We start from the raw sequence: 20,087 nt of genomic DNA, 5'->3' as shown, positions 1-20,087 counted from the left end.
AACCTTTTATTTTCATGTTATGACGCGTTTCTCGTGTGACAGCTATCTAATTTCTGAGCTTACTCGTAGGAAAAGGTCTCATCGTCTTTAAGAAACTGTAATATAGGGGGCATATTATCAAAGCAGGCCTTTTATGTCTTATCAAAACGGTTCATCTTCATCTGGTCAAAACAAGTCACGTTCGTCATATCAGGCAATCATGAAAAAACCTTACTGGGTGTTTGATATGGACGGCACCTTAACCATAGCGCAGCATGACTTTGATGCAATTCGTGAAGAATTAGGGCTACCGGAAGGTTTGCCTATTTTAGAATCCCTGGATAAGTTGCCTGCGGCAGAAGCCAACGCCTTACATACTAAATTGAATCAGATAGAGTTAGATATCGCCCATCAATCAAAACCTGCAGAAGGTGCGGCAGATTTATTAGAGTCTCTATCGCAGAAGGGATCGAAGCTTGGTTTGCTGACCCGAAATAATGCAATCAATATTGAGGTGACATTAAAAGCAGCAGGGTTGTACGAATTTTTTGACGTTGAAAACTTACTCAGTCGAGATTGTATTAACCCGAAACCTGCTCCAGACGGAATCAATAAATTGCTTTCAGGCTGGCAAGCTAAACCTCAGGATGCTGTCATGGTCGGAGATCATTTACATGATTTACTGGCAGGGAGAAATGCACAAACATTCACACTTTATGTAGATCAGCAGGGTGAGTTTCCGTTTAAGGATCATGCTGATATCTGTATCCAGTCCTTATCGGTTTTACATCAAGTTTGAAGCTGTTCTTGATGTAAATTTTGACGTTCAATGGTCTGGAATGCATTCTGGCGGATATTCATGACTCTATTTATTGGTTTTTTACACCCCCCCCACTTATAGGCCGTTTTTTTGTATCATTCTTTTAACTACATTCTATAGCGATATTGTTTAGTTATATTCTTTAGTTATTTTCTTTAGTTACAACAAAAGTGTGAGACCTATTAATACGGGAGTAACAAGCGTCATACCAACATTTAACCCTAATAGAGGTTCAATATTGGCAAACTGCCGGGTTCTGATTTCTTCAATATGAGTATGAAGTCCACGAAAGACTTTGATGCTCGCCAATAAAGGCAGTATTGATATCAATGACAGCGCAGGCAAAACTTTCAGACTCACAAGCATAATAATGATTAGACCCGTAATCATAGTATTGATTGCATACAGCTTTAAGCTGTTCTCAATGCCATAAACAATAGGGAAGTGACGTCTTCCTACCGTTTTATCTGCCTTAATATCGGGGAGTTGATTTAATAGCAGCAGATTATTCACCAGAAAAAACGGAATCAATGAAAGAAAAAAGGTGTGTATTGAAAGGCTGCTTGTTAACACTAAATAAGTGCCCATTATCATTATTGGTCCGAACGCTAAACCAGGGGCAATTAAGCAAAAGAAGGGGCTACGGTTCAGCCAATTAGTATAGCTTATTATTATTATAATGCCGAAAAGCCCAAAAGGTAGTATACTCGGGCCGTTCTTTATAATAAAAAACAGACCAACCAATATGGTTATGGTTAAAAACACTAGAGCGCTAGAAAGAACGTTGCGAGATGAATTGGGGTTAATAATTAATGCACCACTGCCACCACTGAAACGGGTTTTTTCAGTGAGTGCGTCCAATCCACTTTTGAAGTCGTAGTACTCGTTAAAGCTATTTACACTGATATGTGCTGACACTGCACCGAGGGCAATCAGCAACAAATCAATGACTTGAAAGGATGAACGGTTGTAATAGACTGCCGAATAGGAAAGGAAAATACTGCTGAAAGTAAGCGTTAAAAATGGCAAACGCATTGATTTTAATAGAGTTTTAATGTTCCCCTTCCTCATTCAGTGTTTTTTATATTTATAGTGAAATAGTGTTAGAATACCAATAGAAAAAATTTGCACACAAAAGTTTTGTGATTAATTTCTAAGCAACGTGCATGTGTATTTTAAACTACAATTGTTTTATAAACCTATAACAGAGACAACAATGATGAACTTTGATCTAAATCAATTTATATGCTTTAACTTTTATAACGGCTGGCGAGAGATTACCGGGTTTTACAAAGATACCCTTGGTATGGATGTAACTCCTCAAAAAGTTTATGTGTTAGAAATTCTTGATACCAAAGAAAAACTGACCATGAATGAATTATCAAAAAAGATGAATTTGGATAGTTCTGCCGTTTCTACGCTTATTTCCAGAATGGAAAAGAAAGAACTGGTAAAGCGTACTCATGGAACAAAAGACAGACGTACAGTATATGTGCAACTAACTAGCGAAGGGGAAGCGGTTAGAAACACCTTACGTGAAAACTTTGGTACGTTAACAGACAATATCAATGAAAATATTTCTGAAGAAGACATCAATAAACTTCAAGAAATCGTTGGAAAAATTACAGAAAATCACAAAAAATTAATGGAACAATCTTAATTTATTTTCTATAAAAAATACTATCATTGTTAATTCACAGGCTCTTTCTAGAGCCTGTTTAGTATGTGTGACTTTTAGACATCGCTTTTTATACCTCGATGTTTATACCTCAATACTAGAAACAAATGTTTGAAACTCGTGCCTATTACTCGTGCCTATTAAAGGCACCTAAAAAAGGTGCTCAAAGAATGCGTTTTAAAAAGCATGAGACGTTAACACTTGCTGTTAACGTTTAGTCACTATCCGCATTTTATCTACCTCCAGTTACCTCAATAAAAGTACCCGTTGTATAGCTGGACTCATCCGATACTAACCATGCGATAGCAGCCGCCACTTCCTCTGCTTTGCCCCCACGTTTCAATGGAATATGCTTTTTTATCCTGTCCACGCGATCTGGTTCACCGCCATCGCTATGTATATCGGTATAAATTACACCAGGCCTAACCCCATTTACACGAATGTTCTCTTCTGCAAGTTCAGTTGCTAAACCTAATGTTAGAGAATCAATAGCCCCTTTTGACGCTGCATAATCAACATATTCACCGCCAGAACCTAAACGCGCAGCCGCTGAAGAGACGTTGACGATGGTTCCGCCTTGCCCTCCATGTTTTGGCGACATACGTTTAATCGCTTCTCGGGAACAAATGAAATAGCTGGTGACGTTAGTGGTCAGGATTTTATTGATTCTATCTGCATCTAATTCTTCTACTCGACATTGCTGCATTAAGATTCCTGCGTTATTGATCAGCGTGTGTAGTGTTCCAAATTCCAGATCGATGATATCGAATAGATGTGCCACGTCAGCTTCAATCGAAACATCAGCTTTTACAGCAATCGCTAAGCGTCCGTGTTTTCGGACCTCATCCACAACAAGGTTCGCAGATGCTTCATCGTTGTGATAGTTAACGCAAATATCATAGCCATCCTTTGCCAAACGAATAGCGGTTGCCGCACCAATACCCCGACTGGAACCTGTGATCAATGCAACTTTGTTCATGCTTTCCCTCTCATGTTTGATAACTCTATGTGTTAATTCTTTAATCTTAATTTAAGAATAGAATAAAAAAGGCTCCTAAGTAGGGGGGTGACAATAATAGTTATCATTAAATCAAAAACACCGATTAATTTGGCAAGCTTCGAGTTTTAGAACTATCCTTTTGAATACAAAAAATGGGAGATTCAAATGGCTTGTCAATATTTCGCACCCTGCGATCATGGGGCAGATAGTTTTACTATCGCAATTCCAAAAGTAACCTTTGGCAGAGGCACACTGGCTGAAGTCGGTGAACGTGCTCAATCACTAAAAATGTCGAGTGTTGCACTATTTACTGATAATTTTTTGAAAGAGGGACCTTATATAGAGACGGTTACCAATTCACTAAAAAAAGCGGGAATTGATTACCAGGTTTTCTCTGATATTCTTATCGAGCCGGATGATGTGTGCGTTGACGATGCGGCAAAATTCCTTACTAGCCATGATTTTGATGGCGTGATTTCGGTCGGTGGCGGTTCGGTTATTGATGTGGCGAAAGCGGCAATGGTTTGCGCGAAGTTTCCTGCGCCAGTACGTGATTACTTTGCACCACCTGTGGGTGAAGGTAAGCCGATACCAGGGCCGTTATTACCGCATATTGCCTGCCCAACAACTGCGGGTACGGGTTCTGAATGTACCTCGATTTCAGTGATTCGAATTCGCGAGCTGAACACCAAATTTGTGTTTGCCAGCCCGTATATGTTGCCCGATCAGGCTGTTATTGATCCGACCTGTTGTGAGTCTCTCACACCGAAAGCGGTTGCATCCACAGGCTTTGATTTACTCAGTCATGCACTCGAATGTTATACCGCAAGAGCTTATACGCAATGGGATAAGGTTAAAAACCCGAATGCTCGACCACTCACTCAGGGAGCAAACCCCTGGAGTGATCTAGCGGCGACACAAGCGTTAAAAATAGCGGGTGAATACCTAATACGTGGTGTTACAGATGCGAGTGACCATGAAGCCAGAGATCAACTCATGTGGGGATCAGCGTTGGCGGGCATGGCTTTTGGTAATTCAGGAACACATTTGCCGCATGCCTTATCGTATGGTGTGACCCACTTAATGCATGACATCACTACCGAAGGTTATGATGTTAAATCTCCGTTTGTGCCACACGGTATCAGCGTTGTCGTGACTGCACCCGCCACATTTAGATATACCGCGGAAGCAACACCTGAAAGACATCTTGAAGCAGCGACATTTTTACAAGCAGACCAACGCGGCGCGAGCACAGCAGATGCGGGTGAAGTGGTTGCCAACCGTATTATCGAATTGATGCGTGGCACGAATATTCCGAACGGTTTGAGTGGCGTTGGTTTTACTGAAAATGATGTGACACGATTAGCTGAATCTTCTATTCGTCAAGGGCGTGCGATCGCAAATGCACCGAGAGAAAGTAACCTCGTTGATCTTGAAAATATTTACCGTGACGCAATCAGTTATTGGTAAAAAAAGCCCTGAAAGTAGGGGGGTGTATTATTCATAAACGAATAATACATTCCCTTATTCCTATTCTCGTTTTCATCCTTCATACATCCTTTCTTTGCTTTCAGAGAGCAAAATACTCGAATTCAGACCTAGTTCAGTGAGTAACACTTAGAATACACAGACTATTAATACATCCAGAACACCGGGAAAATAATAGCTGCAAAATAAAAACAACAATATTCAACAACAGTATTCAACAACAAGGTATTCAACGTGAACAAACAGAGATTAGGTCGTCTTTCAATTCTTTTGCTATCTGCAATTCTGCTGAATGCTTGCGAATTATCTTATGAGAGTACGTCACCAAATGACGTTGAGCCAACTGAAGCCGAGGCTGCAAAATCAAAGGCAGAAACACACAAGTCAGCACCTAAACCCATAAGCAATCAACCGTTATCGATTATATGGAACAACGGTGAAAAGCGAATCCCTGATGATGTACGTCTATCAGACCCGTCTTCTTCTATGTCTTTTGTTGATGGGAAAATGGTAAAGGATGATGCTATTCCCTTGATCGATTATCTGGCCAAAAATGGAAAAATAGAATTCAGAAAGGGTAAGGACTTTTTTCCTGATTGGGCGTTAGATATCGATGTTAAAAACCTAAAACCCGATTCTATTATTCGATTAAGTAACCAAACAACGACACTACAAATAACACCAGCAGGAGAAAAACTACCTAAATCAACTTTTCTAAGGAATACCAATGGGGTAATAACCACAGGCAAGTTATCCAACTTGGGAATGCCTATTAACGTCGATGTTAAAACGGGTGATGCAAAGGACGGTATTTATCATGTTCAAGGGAAATCATTCGCAACCATCGGTGATATTCGTGTTAAGGATGGAAAACTTGATAGGCATTACGATAGTTTTCGCACACTAGAACTTGTTACAAGAGATTACCTCAAACAAAAAACAGGTGTTTCGGCATTAATTTTGAAGCACGTTCAATTCAGCAGTGATAAAAACGCCAAAGGCAAAAGCGAAGGCGTAGCAGGATTGCTAGTTTTTAGCCACAAAACGGCGGAAGATCAAACGGCACTCACACGCGTGCACATGCTTAAACAAGCCGAAGGGTGGGTAGCTGATAGAATACTGACGCCAACAGAGCTGATCCAGGTTTCTAGAAAGGGCAAAAAGCGAGAAACGGATCAAATGAAAGTGGCAACGTATGAGAAAGTCGAACGTTTTCTTGAAGAGAAAAAACTCAACAATCATATTGATTCCAGCATACGTTGCAGAAGCACGAAAGAGATTGGCCTGTGCACAGCCAATATTACGGTATTAGAAAACAACGAAAAGACGTGTACGAGAAAGGCTTACCTCTTTAACAAAGCAAAGGAATGGGAGTTTAGTAAAGAAGTCAGTCCAGACCTTAAAATTGATTACAAAACTAAACAGCTGGTTAAAGATAAGAGAAAGGCTAAAAATCTAAAAGAATATATTCTTAATGAATCTATGGGTTTGATGTTTGGTAAATGTTCGATGTTTTAGGCAAGTGTTGACCGAATCGATTTTTGAAAAAACAGCCTCAAAGTGGGGGGGTGTGTTCTAGTATTTTCCATGCCTTGCCATCGGGTTCAACCTGATGTTTAGCCCATTCCAGAAACTCCTTGCGGGTTGAGTAGCCAGAGCTGCGTTTGTTTTTTCCTTCGATGACTTTATAAATTACGATATCTTTATCTGGATCTGCACTTTTAGTGCCTTCAATATTAGGAGAGGATTCATCGACAATCTGGCGTACCGTCCAGTTCTCGCCATGTTTGGCGCTGCTGTAATAACTGCCTACAATCATTTTCTTCGGATCGAATGATGCCTGCTGCGATTTTTTAGTCGCAATGTTATAGATTCGAATCAAATCATATTCACTAACATCAATAAAAGAATCAATCTCACTCAGTGCATAAACGAAATCTTCGTGTGTGATTGATGGAATCACTTCAGTGTCAGGACTTGGTGTCTCAATCTGATTTTGCTTTTGTTGTGAAAAGCGATGCAATAAAAAGGGGTAACGACGCCAGGCAAATGGATAGTTAAATAAAATGCCGACCATCAAAATCACAACAACATTGAGAAGAATAGGGGTGAGAATAAACTGGTAGCCTAACTCATGCGTGGCACTTCCCCCGATGACTGCTGACAACGCCGTTGCACCACCAGGCGGGTGGATGCACTTCAAATAATACATCGCACCAATCGCAATGCCGACCGCAAGGCTCGCTGCCATCAATTCGTTGGGAATCAATTTCGCACAACTTACCCCAATCAAAGCTGAGATCAGATGACCGCCAATCACCGGCCAGGGCTGGGAGAGTGGGCCGTGTGGAACAGCAAACAGCAATACCGCAGAAGCGCCCATAGAAGCGATGATTAAGGCGGTACTGCTAGTATCACCACTCAGCATTTGTTGGCTAATAATGATAATGAAGAAAATAGCTGTAAATCCCCCCGTTGCGGATACTATTTTCTCAATGTGGCTGACTGGGGATTGGGCAATTCCGAAGATTGTTTTTAGCTTGGTCATCTACTCGCTTTTAAACTTGGTGAGTTTACTTTCATCAAAAACTAACCGGTCAATTTTTAAGTAGGCGACACGTTCTTCGCTGGAGATGGCTACTTGTTTTATGCCTTCTAACGCTAACAATTCATTTCTTGTTTTTTCAATGTTTTGTAAAGCGTTTAAATTCAATTTAAAAACCTGGTTCTTGAAAAAGTCGGGCTTTGGTAAGCTTACTGCTACGATTAAAAAGACAATCGCGACCAAAGCACCAAAAATAAACACACCTGAAATGCCCCATGATTGCATCACCAAGCCACCGACTGTGCCTCCGAAAAAGATACCTAAAAACTGGGCGCTGGAATATACCCCCATAGCTGTACCTTTGGTGTTCACATCGGAGTATTTAGCGACCAAAGAAGGTTGTACGGCTTCCAGAAAGTTAAAACCAATAAAGAATAATAAAAAGGCAAACATCAAAGGATAAAAACTGGCCTGACTAATACCTAATAAGCCTTGAGAAAGCACCAGTAACACAACGGCAATAACGAACATGACTTTAATTTTGCGGTATTTCTCCGCGATGATAATCATCGGTAAAGAAACGATGATTGAAATTAACAGAACAGGTAGGTAAATCTTCCAGTGCTGGGTCGTTTCGAGGTTTAAGTAGTCCCGGAATATTAGTGGTAAAACCGTGAAATTAGCAGTCATTAAAAGGTGTAATAAGAACACACTGAGATTCATACGTAATAGGGTGCTTTGCTGCAATACAGGTTTTATATAATCACCAATAATTCCGGCATCACGATGTGTTTTCGTTAGTGTTGGGGTTGGTACTACAAACTGTATTAACAGTATGCCAATAATCGCTAACACGGCAGTTACCCAGAATACGCCAGAAAGCCCAGCAACCTGGCTAATCAAGGGTCCCACGACCATTGCTACTGCAAAGGCTATACCAATACTCATGCCGATAAACGCCATGACTTTTGCACGGTGATCTTCTCGGCTTAAATCAGCAGCTAATGCCATTGTGGTTGCTGCAATAGCACCACTGCCTTGAATTGCTCTGGCTAAAATAATGACATAAATATTATCTGAGAGCGCTGCAATAACACTGCCAAAAGCGAATACCAGCAAGCCTCCAATAATGACAGGCTTGCGACCAATCTTATCGGAAAGTAGCCCTAAAGGGATTTGTAACGAGGCCTGAGTTAGGCCATAAATACCGATACATAATCCTATTAGAAAAGGTGTGGAATTTTGTAGCTCTTTGGCAAACAGCGGCAAGATCGGTAAGATCATAAATAAGCCGAGCATGCGGGCTGCAAAAACAGCAGCTAATGATAGTGCAGTGCGGGTTTCGAGCTTATTCATAAATCAGAGCAGTTTTCCTTCGCAGGGCTTTTGTGGGTGCTTTAATGTTGTTAAAAACTTCTTAATAACTTAAAGGTTGCTATCTTTTTATCAAGACGGCGATAATAACAGATTAAGTTAAAAACACAGATACTGAATTAAGAATGGATAATATATCTTTACGCGGCGCGCGAACACATAACCTTAAAAATATTGATCTGGATTTGCCTCGCGATAAACTCATCGTCATTACGGGGCTTTCTGGTTCTGGTAAGTCGTCGTTAGCATTTGATACGATTTTCGCTGAAGGGCAGCGTCGCTATGTGGAATCACTGTCTGCATACGCTCGTCAATTCTTATCGATGATGGAAAAACCCGATCTTGATCATATCGAAGGTTTATCTCCTGCCATATCCATTGAGCAAAAAACCACTTCGCATAACCCGCGTTCAACCGTAGGAACGATTACCGAAATCTACGATTATCTTCGTCTTTTATACGCGCGTGCGGGTGAGCCACGTTGTCCGGAGCACGGTAATGCCTTAGATGCGCAAACAGTCAGTGAAATGGTAGACCAGATCATGGCTTTACCTGAAGGCAGTAAGTTAATGATGTTGGCACCTGTGATTCGTAATCGTAAAGGCGAGCATTTACAGTTGTTTGAAGACTTTAAGAGTCAGGGATTTCTGCGTGTCCGAATCGATGGCGTGGTTTACGATTTAGATGATGTGCCGGAACTTGAGTTACGCACAAAACACACGGTTGAAGTCGTTGTTGATCGATTTAAAGTCAAAGATGATATGCAACAGCGTTTAGCGGAATCTTTAGAAACAACCTTACGTTTGGCAGATGATTTAGCTGTTATCGCTTGGATGGATGAAGACGATGCCAAAGCCAACGAAGAGATCCTATTCTCTGCTAACTACGCGTGTAAATTATGTGGCTATTCTCTGCAAGAGTTAGAGCCGCGCCTGTTTTCTTTCAATAGCCCAAGTGGTGCATGCCCGACCTGTGATGGTTTAGGTGTAGAACAGGTTTTTGACGAAGAGCAAGTGGTCAGTAAACCGCAACTGAGTCTTGCAGAAGGCGCGATCCGAAGCTGGGACAAGCGCAATAATTATTACTATCAAATGATTACATCGTTAGCGGAACACTACGATTTCGATATTGAAACACCGTTTCAGGATCTGCCTAAAAAGATTCAGAAAATCGTGCTTTATGGTAGCGGTAGAACCAAAGTAGATTTTACTTATGAAGGTAAGAAAGGGCAGCGCTTTATTCGCACCCATCCTTTCGAAGGAATCATCCATAATCTAGAGCGCCGTTACAAAGAAACCGATTCAAATGGCGTGCGTGAAGAGTTAGTAAAGTACATGTCGGTACATGCCTGTTCGAGTTGTCATGGTTTGCGTTTGAACGAAGCGGCACGCAATGTATTTATCACTGATTTAAATTTACCAACAATAACGGATAAAGCGATTGGAGAATGTTTTGAATTTTTCGAAACGCTGAATCTACCTGGAAAGCAGGGAAAAATTGCGGATAAAATTATTCGTGAAATCAAACTGCGTTTAGAATTTTTAGTGAATGTGGGTCTTGATTACCTAACCTTAAGTCGTAGCTCAGAAACACTCTCGGGTGGAGAAGCGCAACGTATACGTCTGGCTTCTCAAATAGGAGCTGGCCTTGTTGGCGTCATGTATGTGTTAGATGAGCCATCGATAGGCTTGCATCAACGCGATAATGATCGTCTGCTGAAAACACTCAGGCATCTGCGTGATCTTGGCAATACCGTGATAGTGGTTGAGCATGATGAAGACGCAATCCGACTCGCTGATTATGTCGTCGATATTGGTCCTGGTGCAGGCGCTCATGGCGGCTATATTGTTGCGCAAGGTAAGCCAGAAGAAATCGAGCAGAATAAAGATTCTGTCACTGGTCAGTTTTTATCCGGTGTGCAGAAAATAGATGTACCGAAAAAACGCGTAAAAGCTGATAAAAAGAAAATGCTTAAGGTGATTGGTGCAACGGGTAATAACTTGCAATCAGTTTCTGCGGCTATTCCCGTTGGCCTTATGACGTGTATTACAGGTGTTTCTGGTTCGGGTAAATCGACCTTAATCAATGCGACTTTATATCCAAATATCGCTCACTTTTTAAATAACAGCTCGCTACGTCGCGCACCCGTTGAAAAAATCGAAGGTTTAGACTTTTTCGACAAGGTTGTGGATGTTAATCAAAGCCCAATAGGTAGAACTCCACGCTCAAATCCAGCAACGTATACGGGCGTATTCACGCCAATTAGAGAGTTGTTTGCGGCAACTGCCGAAGCACGATCTCGTGGTTATTTGCCGGGACGTTTCAGTTTTAATGTTAAAGGCGGTCGCTGTGAAGCCTGTCGTGGAGATGGTGTAACGAAAGTAGAGATGCACTTTCTGCCTGATGTTTATGTTCAGTGCGATGTCTGTCACGGCAAACGTTATAACCGTGAAACCTTAAACGTTCATTACAAAGGGAAAAACATCTACGAGGTTTTGGAAATGACAGTCGAAGAAGCCCGAGTCTTTTTCGATGCGATACCAGGCATCAAAACTAAACTGCAAACCTTATTAGATGTTGGTTTGTCGTATATCACTCTGGGACAAAATGCGACAACCATTTCAGGCGGTGAAGCACAACGCGTCAAACTCGCAAAAGAGTTATCTAAACGCAGTACTGGTAAGACTATCTATATTCTGGATGAGCCAACAACTGGATTACATTTCCACGATGTGAAAGTATTGTTATCGGTATTACACCGCCTACGTGACGAAGGTAACACCATCATCGTTATCGAACATAATCTCGATGTTATAAAAACCGCAGACTGGATTATCGATTTAGGTCCTGAAGGTGGAAGCCGAGGTGGACAGATAATCGCCACAGGTACACCAGAAGATGTGGTTAAAGTTAAAGGTTCGTTTACGGGTGAATATTTAAAACCGATGTTGTAGAGGCATCTAAAAAAGTGCCTATAAGTAGGGGGGTGATAAGTGTTTTTGCTTTTTAATCTAAAGATTAAAAGCAGCTTTCACTAAGCTTGATTCCTGCCAGTACATCAACCACATGCTGTTTTGCTTTCATTACAGTTTCAATACTCATATAAAAATCAAAAAAAAAGTGCTGTCATTTCTTTGGCAACAACTTAAGGTTCATTCGCTTTAAGCTAATTAACCCTATTTCAGATTGAAATCAACCTTCTCAAAGTAGGGGGGGGGCGACCTCGCTCTATAGCTCTGTGTGTTTTTAATATGGTAGTCTTTTAATAAAAACTAAAATAAATTATTAAACAATAACTTAGACTAATCTAAAAAATGCTTTGCATATTAATAATTCGTTAAGGTTGTCTTTGATATATTGCAGCCGATTTACTGATATTAATCACATAATTTTAACAATAGCTGAATTAATTCCATTTCAATGTTTTCTTTAGGAATGTCGATTCCAAATATGAATTTACTTTCAAGCTAAACACACTCTCTCAAAGAGCTGGGGAAAAATGATTATAAATACACTTACGATATTTAGTTTACTGCTCCATAAATTTGATAGTTTTTTCAAATTTGTTTTGGCGAGTTTATTCATAGTATCCACAACAGTTATTCATGCTGCTACACCAGTGGTAAACACGACAATAACGTTAGAAAAAACGGGTTCAGAACCTTTTGATACAGGTGTCAGCTGGACTGGTGATGGCCCAGGTGGCGTCGATGGTGGAGTTAATGCAGGTTTAGATGCTGACGAAAATAATAATATCGTCCGTTTACAGGATTCTATTACTTATCGTGTAGAAGTATCAGTGAATGATAGTGACGTCGAAGATTTGACAGCTACTGTTACATTAAATGAAAAACAAAAATGGATCACCATTCCTACGGGCTGTAAAACAGATCCTAGTGAGGTCGGGTCAGAGGGTATTTCTGAAATTCGTAATAGTGATACTGAGTTATTTTGTAATATGGGGCCAGCTATCGAGGGGACAACACGTGTGTTTTTCCCTGCTGCCAGAGCCGTAGGTCTTGATCCTTTAACTGGCGATGTGACTCGAAACGACGATATCGTTACTGCTGGCGTAGTTGCCGAGGCAGTTTCTGTAGAAAATGGAAATTCTGCTCCTGCGTCTGATGGTCCTACTTCCGTTGTTGTTACCGGTTTTTTCCGAGTTGATTTGCAAAAAGAGCTTAAAAGTACAGCTGTTGATCCTGATACAGGTGCTTCGCTTTATAGCGCTCCTCTAAAAAAAGGTCCTACCGGTAGAGCGGGCTCTATTATCGAATACACAGTCTTGGCTGAATATGTTAAAGGGTCACTTCTCGCTGATGGTGATAATGATACAACATCAGGAGGAAGTCCTGGAATTGCAAGCTATAGAATTATTGATGTTTTGACAGATGACAATGAGCATAACAATACGGCAACTCTTTCAACCGGTGCTCAATTGTATACGTGGGATTCACTGACTCCTGCCTGTGAGTTATTAGGAGACCATGGAGCAGCAGCTTCTGTTACCTGTACTCAGCTTTCAGCTGCTATAGATGATATAGGCCCAGGTGCATCAGTTCCAGATGGTTTGAATGATTTAGTGATTCAGATTGATCTAGACAATATTGATGTATCGGATCCAGACAATGATGCGAATTTATTCGAGGTTCGATTAAATGTTTGGTTTGATAAAGTAAATGATATTGATAACCATCAAACCTGTAATGAGTTAAACCAGCCAGAGTGTATTAATACAACAACTAATCGTGTAGGTTTTTGGGATGGGTCAAGTACGATTTTAGACTCATTCGATGAGACTAATGATAATGCTCCTACAGGAAATAACCCTGGTATCGTTTCTACAGAAGATTCAGCGGGCAATCATGTTGACAATTATAATGATGGTGAAGAGCCATTTCCAAATGAGGTTTCATACCCGTTGACGACGTCTTCACCCGGTTCTTTTGTGGTTCATAAAGCATTTACTAATCTTTTTCCTTTTGCTGATAGGAAGTTTCCTGATCAGAACATGGCTGCTGGTGAGACGCGCCCATTCTTAATGAATGTCTATGATTATCGTTTGATTGATCAGGCGGAAACCCAAGTGTGCGATAAAATCGATACGCAAGTGTTTGAATACGCAGGCGTTGCGCCACCAAATCAAATAGGGAGTCCTGCTCTATATGGTTGGAATCAAAACCAACCTTGGAATCCAGTTGTTTCTACATGGGATGGAGCTGTTGGAACGACACTAGCCGATGGTTCGAGTTTAGTAAATTTTCTATTTAGTAATCATCCATACGCCGCTGACCCCATAACTAACCAGGCCGGTTATTTGGAAGAATTGAGAACTGCTAGTTGTAATGATGATATTAACAATGATGGTTTTGTTGTTATACAAAACGAAGATGGATCATTAGTTGATGAAAATGGTGATACTGCCACAGGTACTAATATTGATTGGTGGCGAAATGCTGATGACGTACCTCCTGTAGCAGGTGGTGCTGGTGCAGATGAAAATGTTACCCGTGTTAGACAAAACTCAATTTATGATGCTGCCCTTGCTACTGCACAGGATTCAACGCATAAAAAGTTTGCAGTTACCGTAAATCATTTAATCACTGCAAAACTTATTACAGAAAGTCCCTACGGTACAAATAACCGCTTACCTAACTTTGCTTCATACAACCGTCAAGAAGCTGACGGAACTTACACGGGCTGGACACATGTTGGAGCGAATACTGTAGATCCTTCCGCTGACGCCACGTTTGCTATTCAGTCAGGAACAGTTGATAGAATGACTTTAGTCCCTTCTTCTCATTCCATAGAAAAATACACTGAACCTCGTGGAATTAAAGTAGTACGCGGTGGTGATACTGTCGATTTTATTATAGAACCTGCTGTATTTGGTTTGTGGGATGACACCTCTGTAAACACTGCAACAATCGGTGATAACTTGCCCAATGGCACGGACTATATCGCTAATTCAGAAATGTTTAGTTCTGATGGTGGAACAACCTGGTATACCCGTGCGGAATGGGATGCCCGATTTAATGGTGGTATGGAGGATGTATCTGTAACAAGTGCGGCACATGCGGGTGGTGCAGATCCTCTTAGCTGGGTGTTTGGTTCACTGAATTCTTCAGGAGGAAATAGTGATCAGCTGCCGTTAATAAAATATTCGGTTTATGTTGATCCTGCTAGAGTTTCGGGTACTTTTGTTAATATCGCTAATATTAACTCAGGCGTAATTGGTGGTGATGCTAAAGAAGCGAGATATCAGTTAACCATACTGCCTGAATTTGGGTTAGATGTTTTGAAAAGTGTCGATGAAGCTGTCTACCAAACGAATACTCCGTTTAGTTTTAATTTAGTCTATAAAAACCTTGGTGGTGAGGATTATTCGGGTGCTGAATTCATTGATATTTTACCGTATAACGGTGATGCGGCTACAACTACAGGTGGAATAAGCAGTACACGTGATCCCGAATCACTATTTAATGGCACTTATGAGGTAACTTCAGTATCAGGAAGTAACGGAGAAACCTTTTATGCCACGGTAACAGCGCCCTCAAATATTGAAGAAGACCCTTGTCATGCGAGTAATTTACCGAATGGTTATAACCCTGATGTAGATGGTGGTGTGTGTAACCGTTACTTTGATAATAATGGTAGTTTGCCAGGTGGTGGTAGTGTTGGTACAAATTCGACAGGGTGGGTTCAGTGTAGCGCTTTAAGCCCTTTAAGTTGTGGTGCTCTATCTAATGCAGATATTACTGCAATAAAATTTACGGTGCCTACCTTAGCGGCCACAGATGGAGGCCAAACAGTAACGATTGAAATCACACCTAGCGGTAACAAGGGTGGAACACCAAGCTTAGATGCAGAAGGGAATGTAACGGATGCATCTACCGGTGATATTTACACCAATACTTTTGGTGGACGTATTCCAGAAATCTCATTAAACGTGATCTCTAATGATGTTAGTGTCACTGTTGTTTCAGGTTCAATCGGCAGTGTGTTGTGGATAGATCAGGATGGAAGTCAGACGCAAGAAGGCATTGAAGACATTATCCCGAATGTAACCGTTAATTTATTAGATGGTAATGGCGATCCAATCTTGATCGACCCAGTAACGGGCTTAGTTGTTCCAGCAGGAACACCTGATGCAATTCCTTATACCGTTGTCACAGGTACTGATGGTTCTTACTCGTTTGATAATCTACCCGCTGGCGATTATCAGGTGCAGGTGGATACGAACGATCCTGATTTTCCTCCCAATGCTTCTCAGACCTACGACACCAATGGCACAGGTACGGACAGTATTTCAGACGTTACTCTAGGTGCTGAAGTAGATCCAATTACAGGTGAATTAACCAATGTGTCCAGTGATATGGATCAGAGCTTTGGTTACAGGCAACTATCTGCGCTAGGTAATTATGTGTGGGATGATGTGAATCACGACGGTATTCAGGATAGTGGAGAAATCGGTATTGCTGATGTGACAGTCACCTTGTTAGATACCAGCGGTGATCCGGTATTGAGTGACCCAGCAGATCCGAATTCTGCACCAATAACCACAATGACAGCCTCTGATGGTAGTTATTCATTTACAGATTTAGAACCAGGAACATACTCTGTCAGCTTTAGTACATTCCCCGAAGATTTCATACCGACACTGGCCAATGTCGGTGATGATACAACAGACAGTGATGCCAGTGCTGCCGATCAAGCGACATCACCTGTAACTTTGGTAGCCGGTGAAACCAATAACACTTTAGACCTGGGTTTATATCTACCTGCAACATTGAGTGGCAGACTGTGGAACGATGAAAATAACGACGGTATTCAAGATTCGGGTGAAGCCGATGTTGAAGGCGTCACAGTGACCTTATTAGATGGTTCTGGTAATCCGATACTGGATGCTTCTAATAATCCGATCACAACCACCACCGATGAATTTGGTAACTATGAGTTTACTGGCTTGGTTGCCGGTGACTATTCCGTTGCGTTCTCTAATCTCCCTGCAGGTTTTGAAACCACAAAGTCTGGGGTTGGTTCAGATGATGCTGTCGACAGTAATGTGGGTACAGATGGTAAAACAACCTCAGTCACCTTAGCGGCAGGAGAAACAAACGATACGCTAGATGCAGGTATCTTCTTACCCGCTACCTTAGGTAACTATGTTTGGAACGATCTCAATAACGATGGAATTCAAGACCCAACAGAGGAGGGTATAGAGAACGTTACGGTAACATTACTCGATGGTTCGGGTGATCCAATTCTCGATGAGAATAATGACCCAATCACGACAACAACCGATGAAAACGGGGCATATAGCTTTACCGGTTTAGCACCAGGTGACTATGCCGTTCAATTTAGTGACTACCCCACCGATTTTGAGCAGACCACAGTTAATGCGGGTGCCGATATTGGTTTGGATAGTGATGCCGGAACAGACGGCAAAACAGCTGCTGTAACACTCGAACCCGGAGATAATAACGACACACTTGATGCGGGTCTCTATCTACCTGCATCGCTTGGCAACAGAGTCTGGAATGATCTCGACAGAGACGGCGTACAAGATGCCGGCGAAGCGGGTGTAGCGAATGTGTTAGTAACCTTACTCGACGGTGCAGGTGATCCCATACTGGATGATGCAAACAATCCAATCACCACCACTACCGCACTAGACGGCAGCTATTTATTTACAGGTTTAGCGCCTGGAACCTACTCAGTAGGGTTCAGCAACTTCCCGGCAGGGTTTGGCTTAACACTCAATGATATCGGTGACGATGCTCTGGACAGTGATGTTGGTGCTAACGGTAAAACAGCGCCCGTAATACTCGAACCCGGAGATAATAACGACACACTCGATGCGGGTATATACCAGCCAGCCTCTTTAGGGAATAAAGTCTGGAATGATCTCAATAACGACGGTATTCAAGATGCTGGTGAACCGGGTATTGCTGGCGTAACAGTCACCTTATTAGATGGCTCAGGTAACCCGATACTGGATACTTCAGGTCAGGAAATCACCGTCGTGACAGGTTCAGATGGTAGCTACTTATTCGGTGGTTTAATACCGGGAAGCTATTCAGTCGCATTTAGTGACCTGCCAGAAGATTACGGCTTCACCAAGGCCAACATCGAAACAGATGATGGCGTTGATAGTGATGCGGGCACAGATGGCAAGACAGCGGCAGTAACACTCACCGCAGGTGAAAACAACGACACCCTTGATGCCGGTATTTTCAAACCCGCTTCAATCGGTGATACCGTATTCTATGATAAAAACAACGATGGCATCATAGATGCTGGAGAAGGCTTATCAGGCGTAACCGTTGAACTAACCAAACCAGACGGCACCAAAGTGACGCTGGAAACTGACAGTAATGGTAACTATCTATTCGAAGACCTTATTGGTGGAGCATACACGGTAGAAGTCATCGAATCGACACTACCAGCCGCTTTACAAGGTAACAACACCGTAGAGCCAGGTTCTGAAAGCGACTCGACATCAACACTGGTACTGGGTGAAGGTGAAAATAATCTGGACCAAGACTTTGGTTACTATGCGCCTGGTTCAATCGGAGATACCATCTGGCATGACATCAATGATGACGGCATAGTCGATCCTGGTGAAGCCTTGGCAGATGTAACCGTAGAATTGACTCAGCCAGACGGTAGCAAGATCACAGCGGTAACAGATGTTGATGGTAAATACCTGTTCAGCGATTTACCAGAAGGGGACTATACGGTAGAAGTGGTTGATTCAACCCTGCCTGATGCACTTCAAGGTAATAACATCATTGACCCTGATGAAGACAACGACGCTAAATCGACTGTTTCTTTAGGTTCAGGTGAAGACAATACGGCTCAAGACTTTGCTTATTACATCCCAAGCTCAATCGGTGACACCATCTGGCACGATAAGAACAACAATGGTGTCGTAGACCCGGAAGAAGCGTTAGAAGGCATAACGGTTACCTTAACACTGCCTGATGACAGCACTCTGACAACAGAGACAGATGAAAATGGTAACTACCTGTTTGAAGAACTGCCCGCAGGTGACTATGTTGTTACGGTTGATGAAACCACACTACCTGCTGACCTACAAGGCAACATCAGTGTAGATCCAGACGGTGGCAGTGACTCCATCTCTGCAGTCACCCTTAACGGTGAAGAAAGTAACCTCGATCAAGACTTTGCTTATGTAAACCTGGGTTCAATCGGAGACACCATTTGGCAGGATATCAACTATGACGGTATAGCCGATACTGATGAAGGTCTGCCAGGAATCACTGTTACGTTGCTTCCTCCTGCTGATATCGACTTAGGTAATGGTCCTGGCGTAGCGATAGAAACAGTCACCTTAGCTGATGGTAGTTATGTCTTTACTGAGTTGCCTGCAGGTGAGTATGAAGTGAGTGTCAATACCGATACCTTACCAACTGGTTTAACCAATACGGTTGATCCTGATGGTGACCTAAACTCAATCTCAACCATCGAGCTGGGCGAAGGTGAAGATAATATCGATCAGGACTTTGCTTATGCTGATTTAGGTGTCATCACAGGTAATGTCTCTATAGATACCGACGGTGACAATATCGGTGATGAGCCAATGTCTGGCGTACTGATGAGATTATTAGACAATGAAGGTAATCCGGTAATGGACAGTGAAGGTAATCCAATTACCGCACTGACGGACGAGCTTGGTAATTACAGTTTTGCCAATATCATACCGGGTGATTATCAAGTCGCTCAATCTCAACCGGTTGGTTATCAATCAACCACAGGCGAAGGTCAGCCGGATGATCTGATTAGCGCTATCAATGTTAATGGCGGAGAAACGGCAGTGTCGAATGACTTTGTTGAGAGAGTGGTGAACCCTGCGAACATTCCGACACTCAGTGAGTGGGCAATGATCTTCTTGGTGATGATGCTTGGTTTGATCTCTCAACGCGAAGCATTAGCGAGGAGAAGGCGTTACTAAGCTTAACTAATACGTTTAACGAAAAATGAAAAAGGCGAACTGAAGTTCGCCTTTTTTTTTGTTCGCAATATTAAGTAAACCACTGTCTTATATGGCTTTAGCCTAGACTCAAAGGTGAGGGGAAGTTGGTGAAATCATTATCATGCGAAGACTAGAAGACTTGGTTAGGATCAAGGGTCATTTACGGATAATCAGGAATAAGCCCATACTATGATGCATCTAAAA

General features: G+C 42.0%; 10 protein-coding genes. 6 read left to right on the top strand and 4 right to left on the bottom strand.

The genetic code is table 11. The features are described 5' to 3' along the window. Positions 1 to 133 precede the first annotated feature (133 nt). On the top strand, positions 134 to 778 hold the full coding sequence (locus EV695_RS15345) for an HAD family hydrolase (protein ID WP_207907109.1): 645 nt from the start codon (positions 134 to 136) through the stop codon (positions 776 to 778). A 180-nt stretch (positions 779 to 958) separates the two neighbouring features. On the opposite strand, the gene EV695_RS15340 is transcribed toward EV695_RS15345, so the two are convergent. Further along, entirely contained in the window at positions 959 to 1,834 is an 876-nt protein-coding gene (locus tag EV695_RS15340; RefSeq protein ID WP_165874730.1) for a prenyltransferase, read from the bottom strand. 184 nt (positions 1,835 to 2,018) lie between these two features. Here EV695_RS15340 and EV695_RS15335 point away from each other — a divergent pair, with 184 nt between their 5' ends. Next, positions 2,019 to 2,459, top strand: coding sequence for a MarR family winged helix-turn-helix transcriptional regulator (locus tag EV695_RS15335; protein ID WP_207907108.1), 441 nt, complete (start codon positions 2,019 to 2,021; stop codon positions 2,457 to 2,459). 250 nt (positions 2,460 to 2,709) lie between these two features. On the opposite strand, the gene EV695_RS15330 is transcribed toward EV695_RS15335, so the two are convergent. Beyond that, on the bottom strand, positions 2,710 to 3,456 hold the full coding sequence (locus EV695_RS15330; RefSeq protein WP_131906845.1) for an SDR family oxidoreductase: 747 nt from the start codon (positions 3,454 to 3,456) through the stop codon (positions 2,710 to 2,712). A gap of 186 nt (positions 3,457 to 3,642) precedes the next feature. On the opposite strand from EV695_RS15330, the gene EV695_RS15325 reads away from it, so the two are divergent. Both EV695_RS15325 and EV695_RS15320 read left to right on the top strand, forming a co-directional pair. After that, entirely contained in the window at positions 3,643 to 4,947 is a 1,305-nt protein-coding gene (locus tag EV695_RS15325; protein ID WP_131906844.1) for a hydroxyacid-oxoacid transhydrogenase, read from the top strand. A gap of 252 nt (positions 4,948 to 5,199) precedes the next feature. Then, positions 5,200 to 6,483, top strand: coding sequence for a hypothetical protein (locus EV695_RS15320; RefSeq protein ID WP_131906843.1), 1,284 nt, complete (start codon positions 5,200 to 5,202; stop codon positions 6,481 to 6,483). Positions 6,484 to 6,520: 37 nt separating this feature from the next. Here the strand turns inward: EV695_RS15320 and EV695_RS15315 are convergent, their stop codons facing one another. Beyond that, positions 6,521 to 7,513 (bottom strand): HPP family protein, encoded by a 993-nt coding sequence (locus tag EV695_RS15315; protein WP_131906842.1) that lies wholly within the window; start codon positions 7,511 to 7,513, stop codon positions 6,521 to 6,523. Beyond that, positions 7,514 to 8,866 (bottom strand): MFS transporter, encoded by a 1,353-nt coding sequence (locus EV695_RS15310; protein ID WP_131906841.1) that lies wholly within the window; start codon positions 8,864 to 8,866, stop codon positions 7,514 to 7,516. It abuts the gene before it with no gap. Positions 8,867 to 9,009: 143 nt separating this feature from the next. Here EV695_RS15310 and uvrA point away from each other — a divergent pair, with 143 nt between their 5' ends. Both uvrA and EV695_RS15300 read left to right on the top strand, forming a co-directional pair. Continuing rightward, positions 9,010 to 11,838, top strand: a complete 2,829-nt coding sequence (gene uvrA, locus EV695_RS15305; RefSeq protein WP_131906840.1) for an excinuclease ABC subunit UvrA — start codon at positions 9,010 to 9,012, stop codon at positions 11,836 to 11,838. 545 nt (positions 11,839 to 12,383) lie between these two features. Then, positions 12,384 to 19,862 carry an SdrD B-like domain-containing protein gene (locus tag EV695_RS15300; RefSeq protein WP_131906839.1) on the top strand — a complete coding sequence of 2,493 codons (7,479 nt, stop codon included), beginning with the start codon at positions 12,384 to 12,386 and terminating at the stop codon, positions 19,860 to 19,862. Positions 19,863 to 20,087: the final 225 nt, after the last annotated feature.

The organism is Cocleimonas flava (genome assembly GCF_004339015.1).
GTDB lineage: Bacteria > Pseudomonadota > Gammaproteobacteria > Thiotrichales > Thiotrichaceae > Cocleimonas > Cocleimonas flava.
Note: the sequence above shows the minus strand (reverse complement) of the source record. Positions and strands in the feature narration are given on the sequence as shown.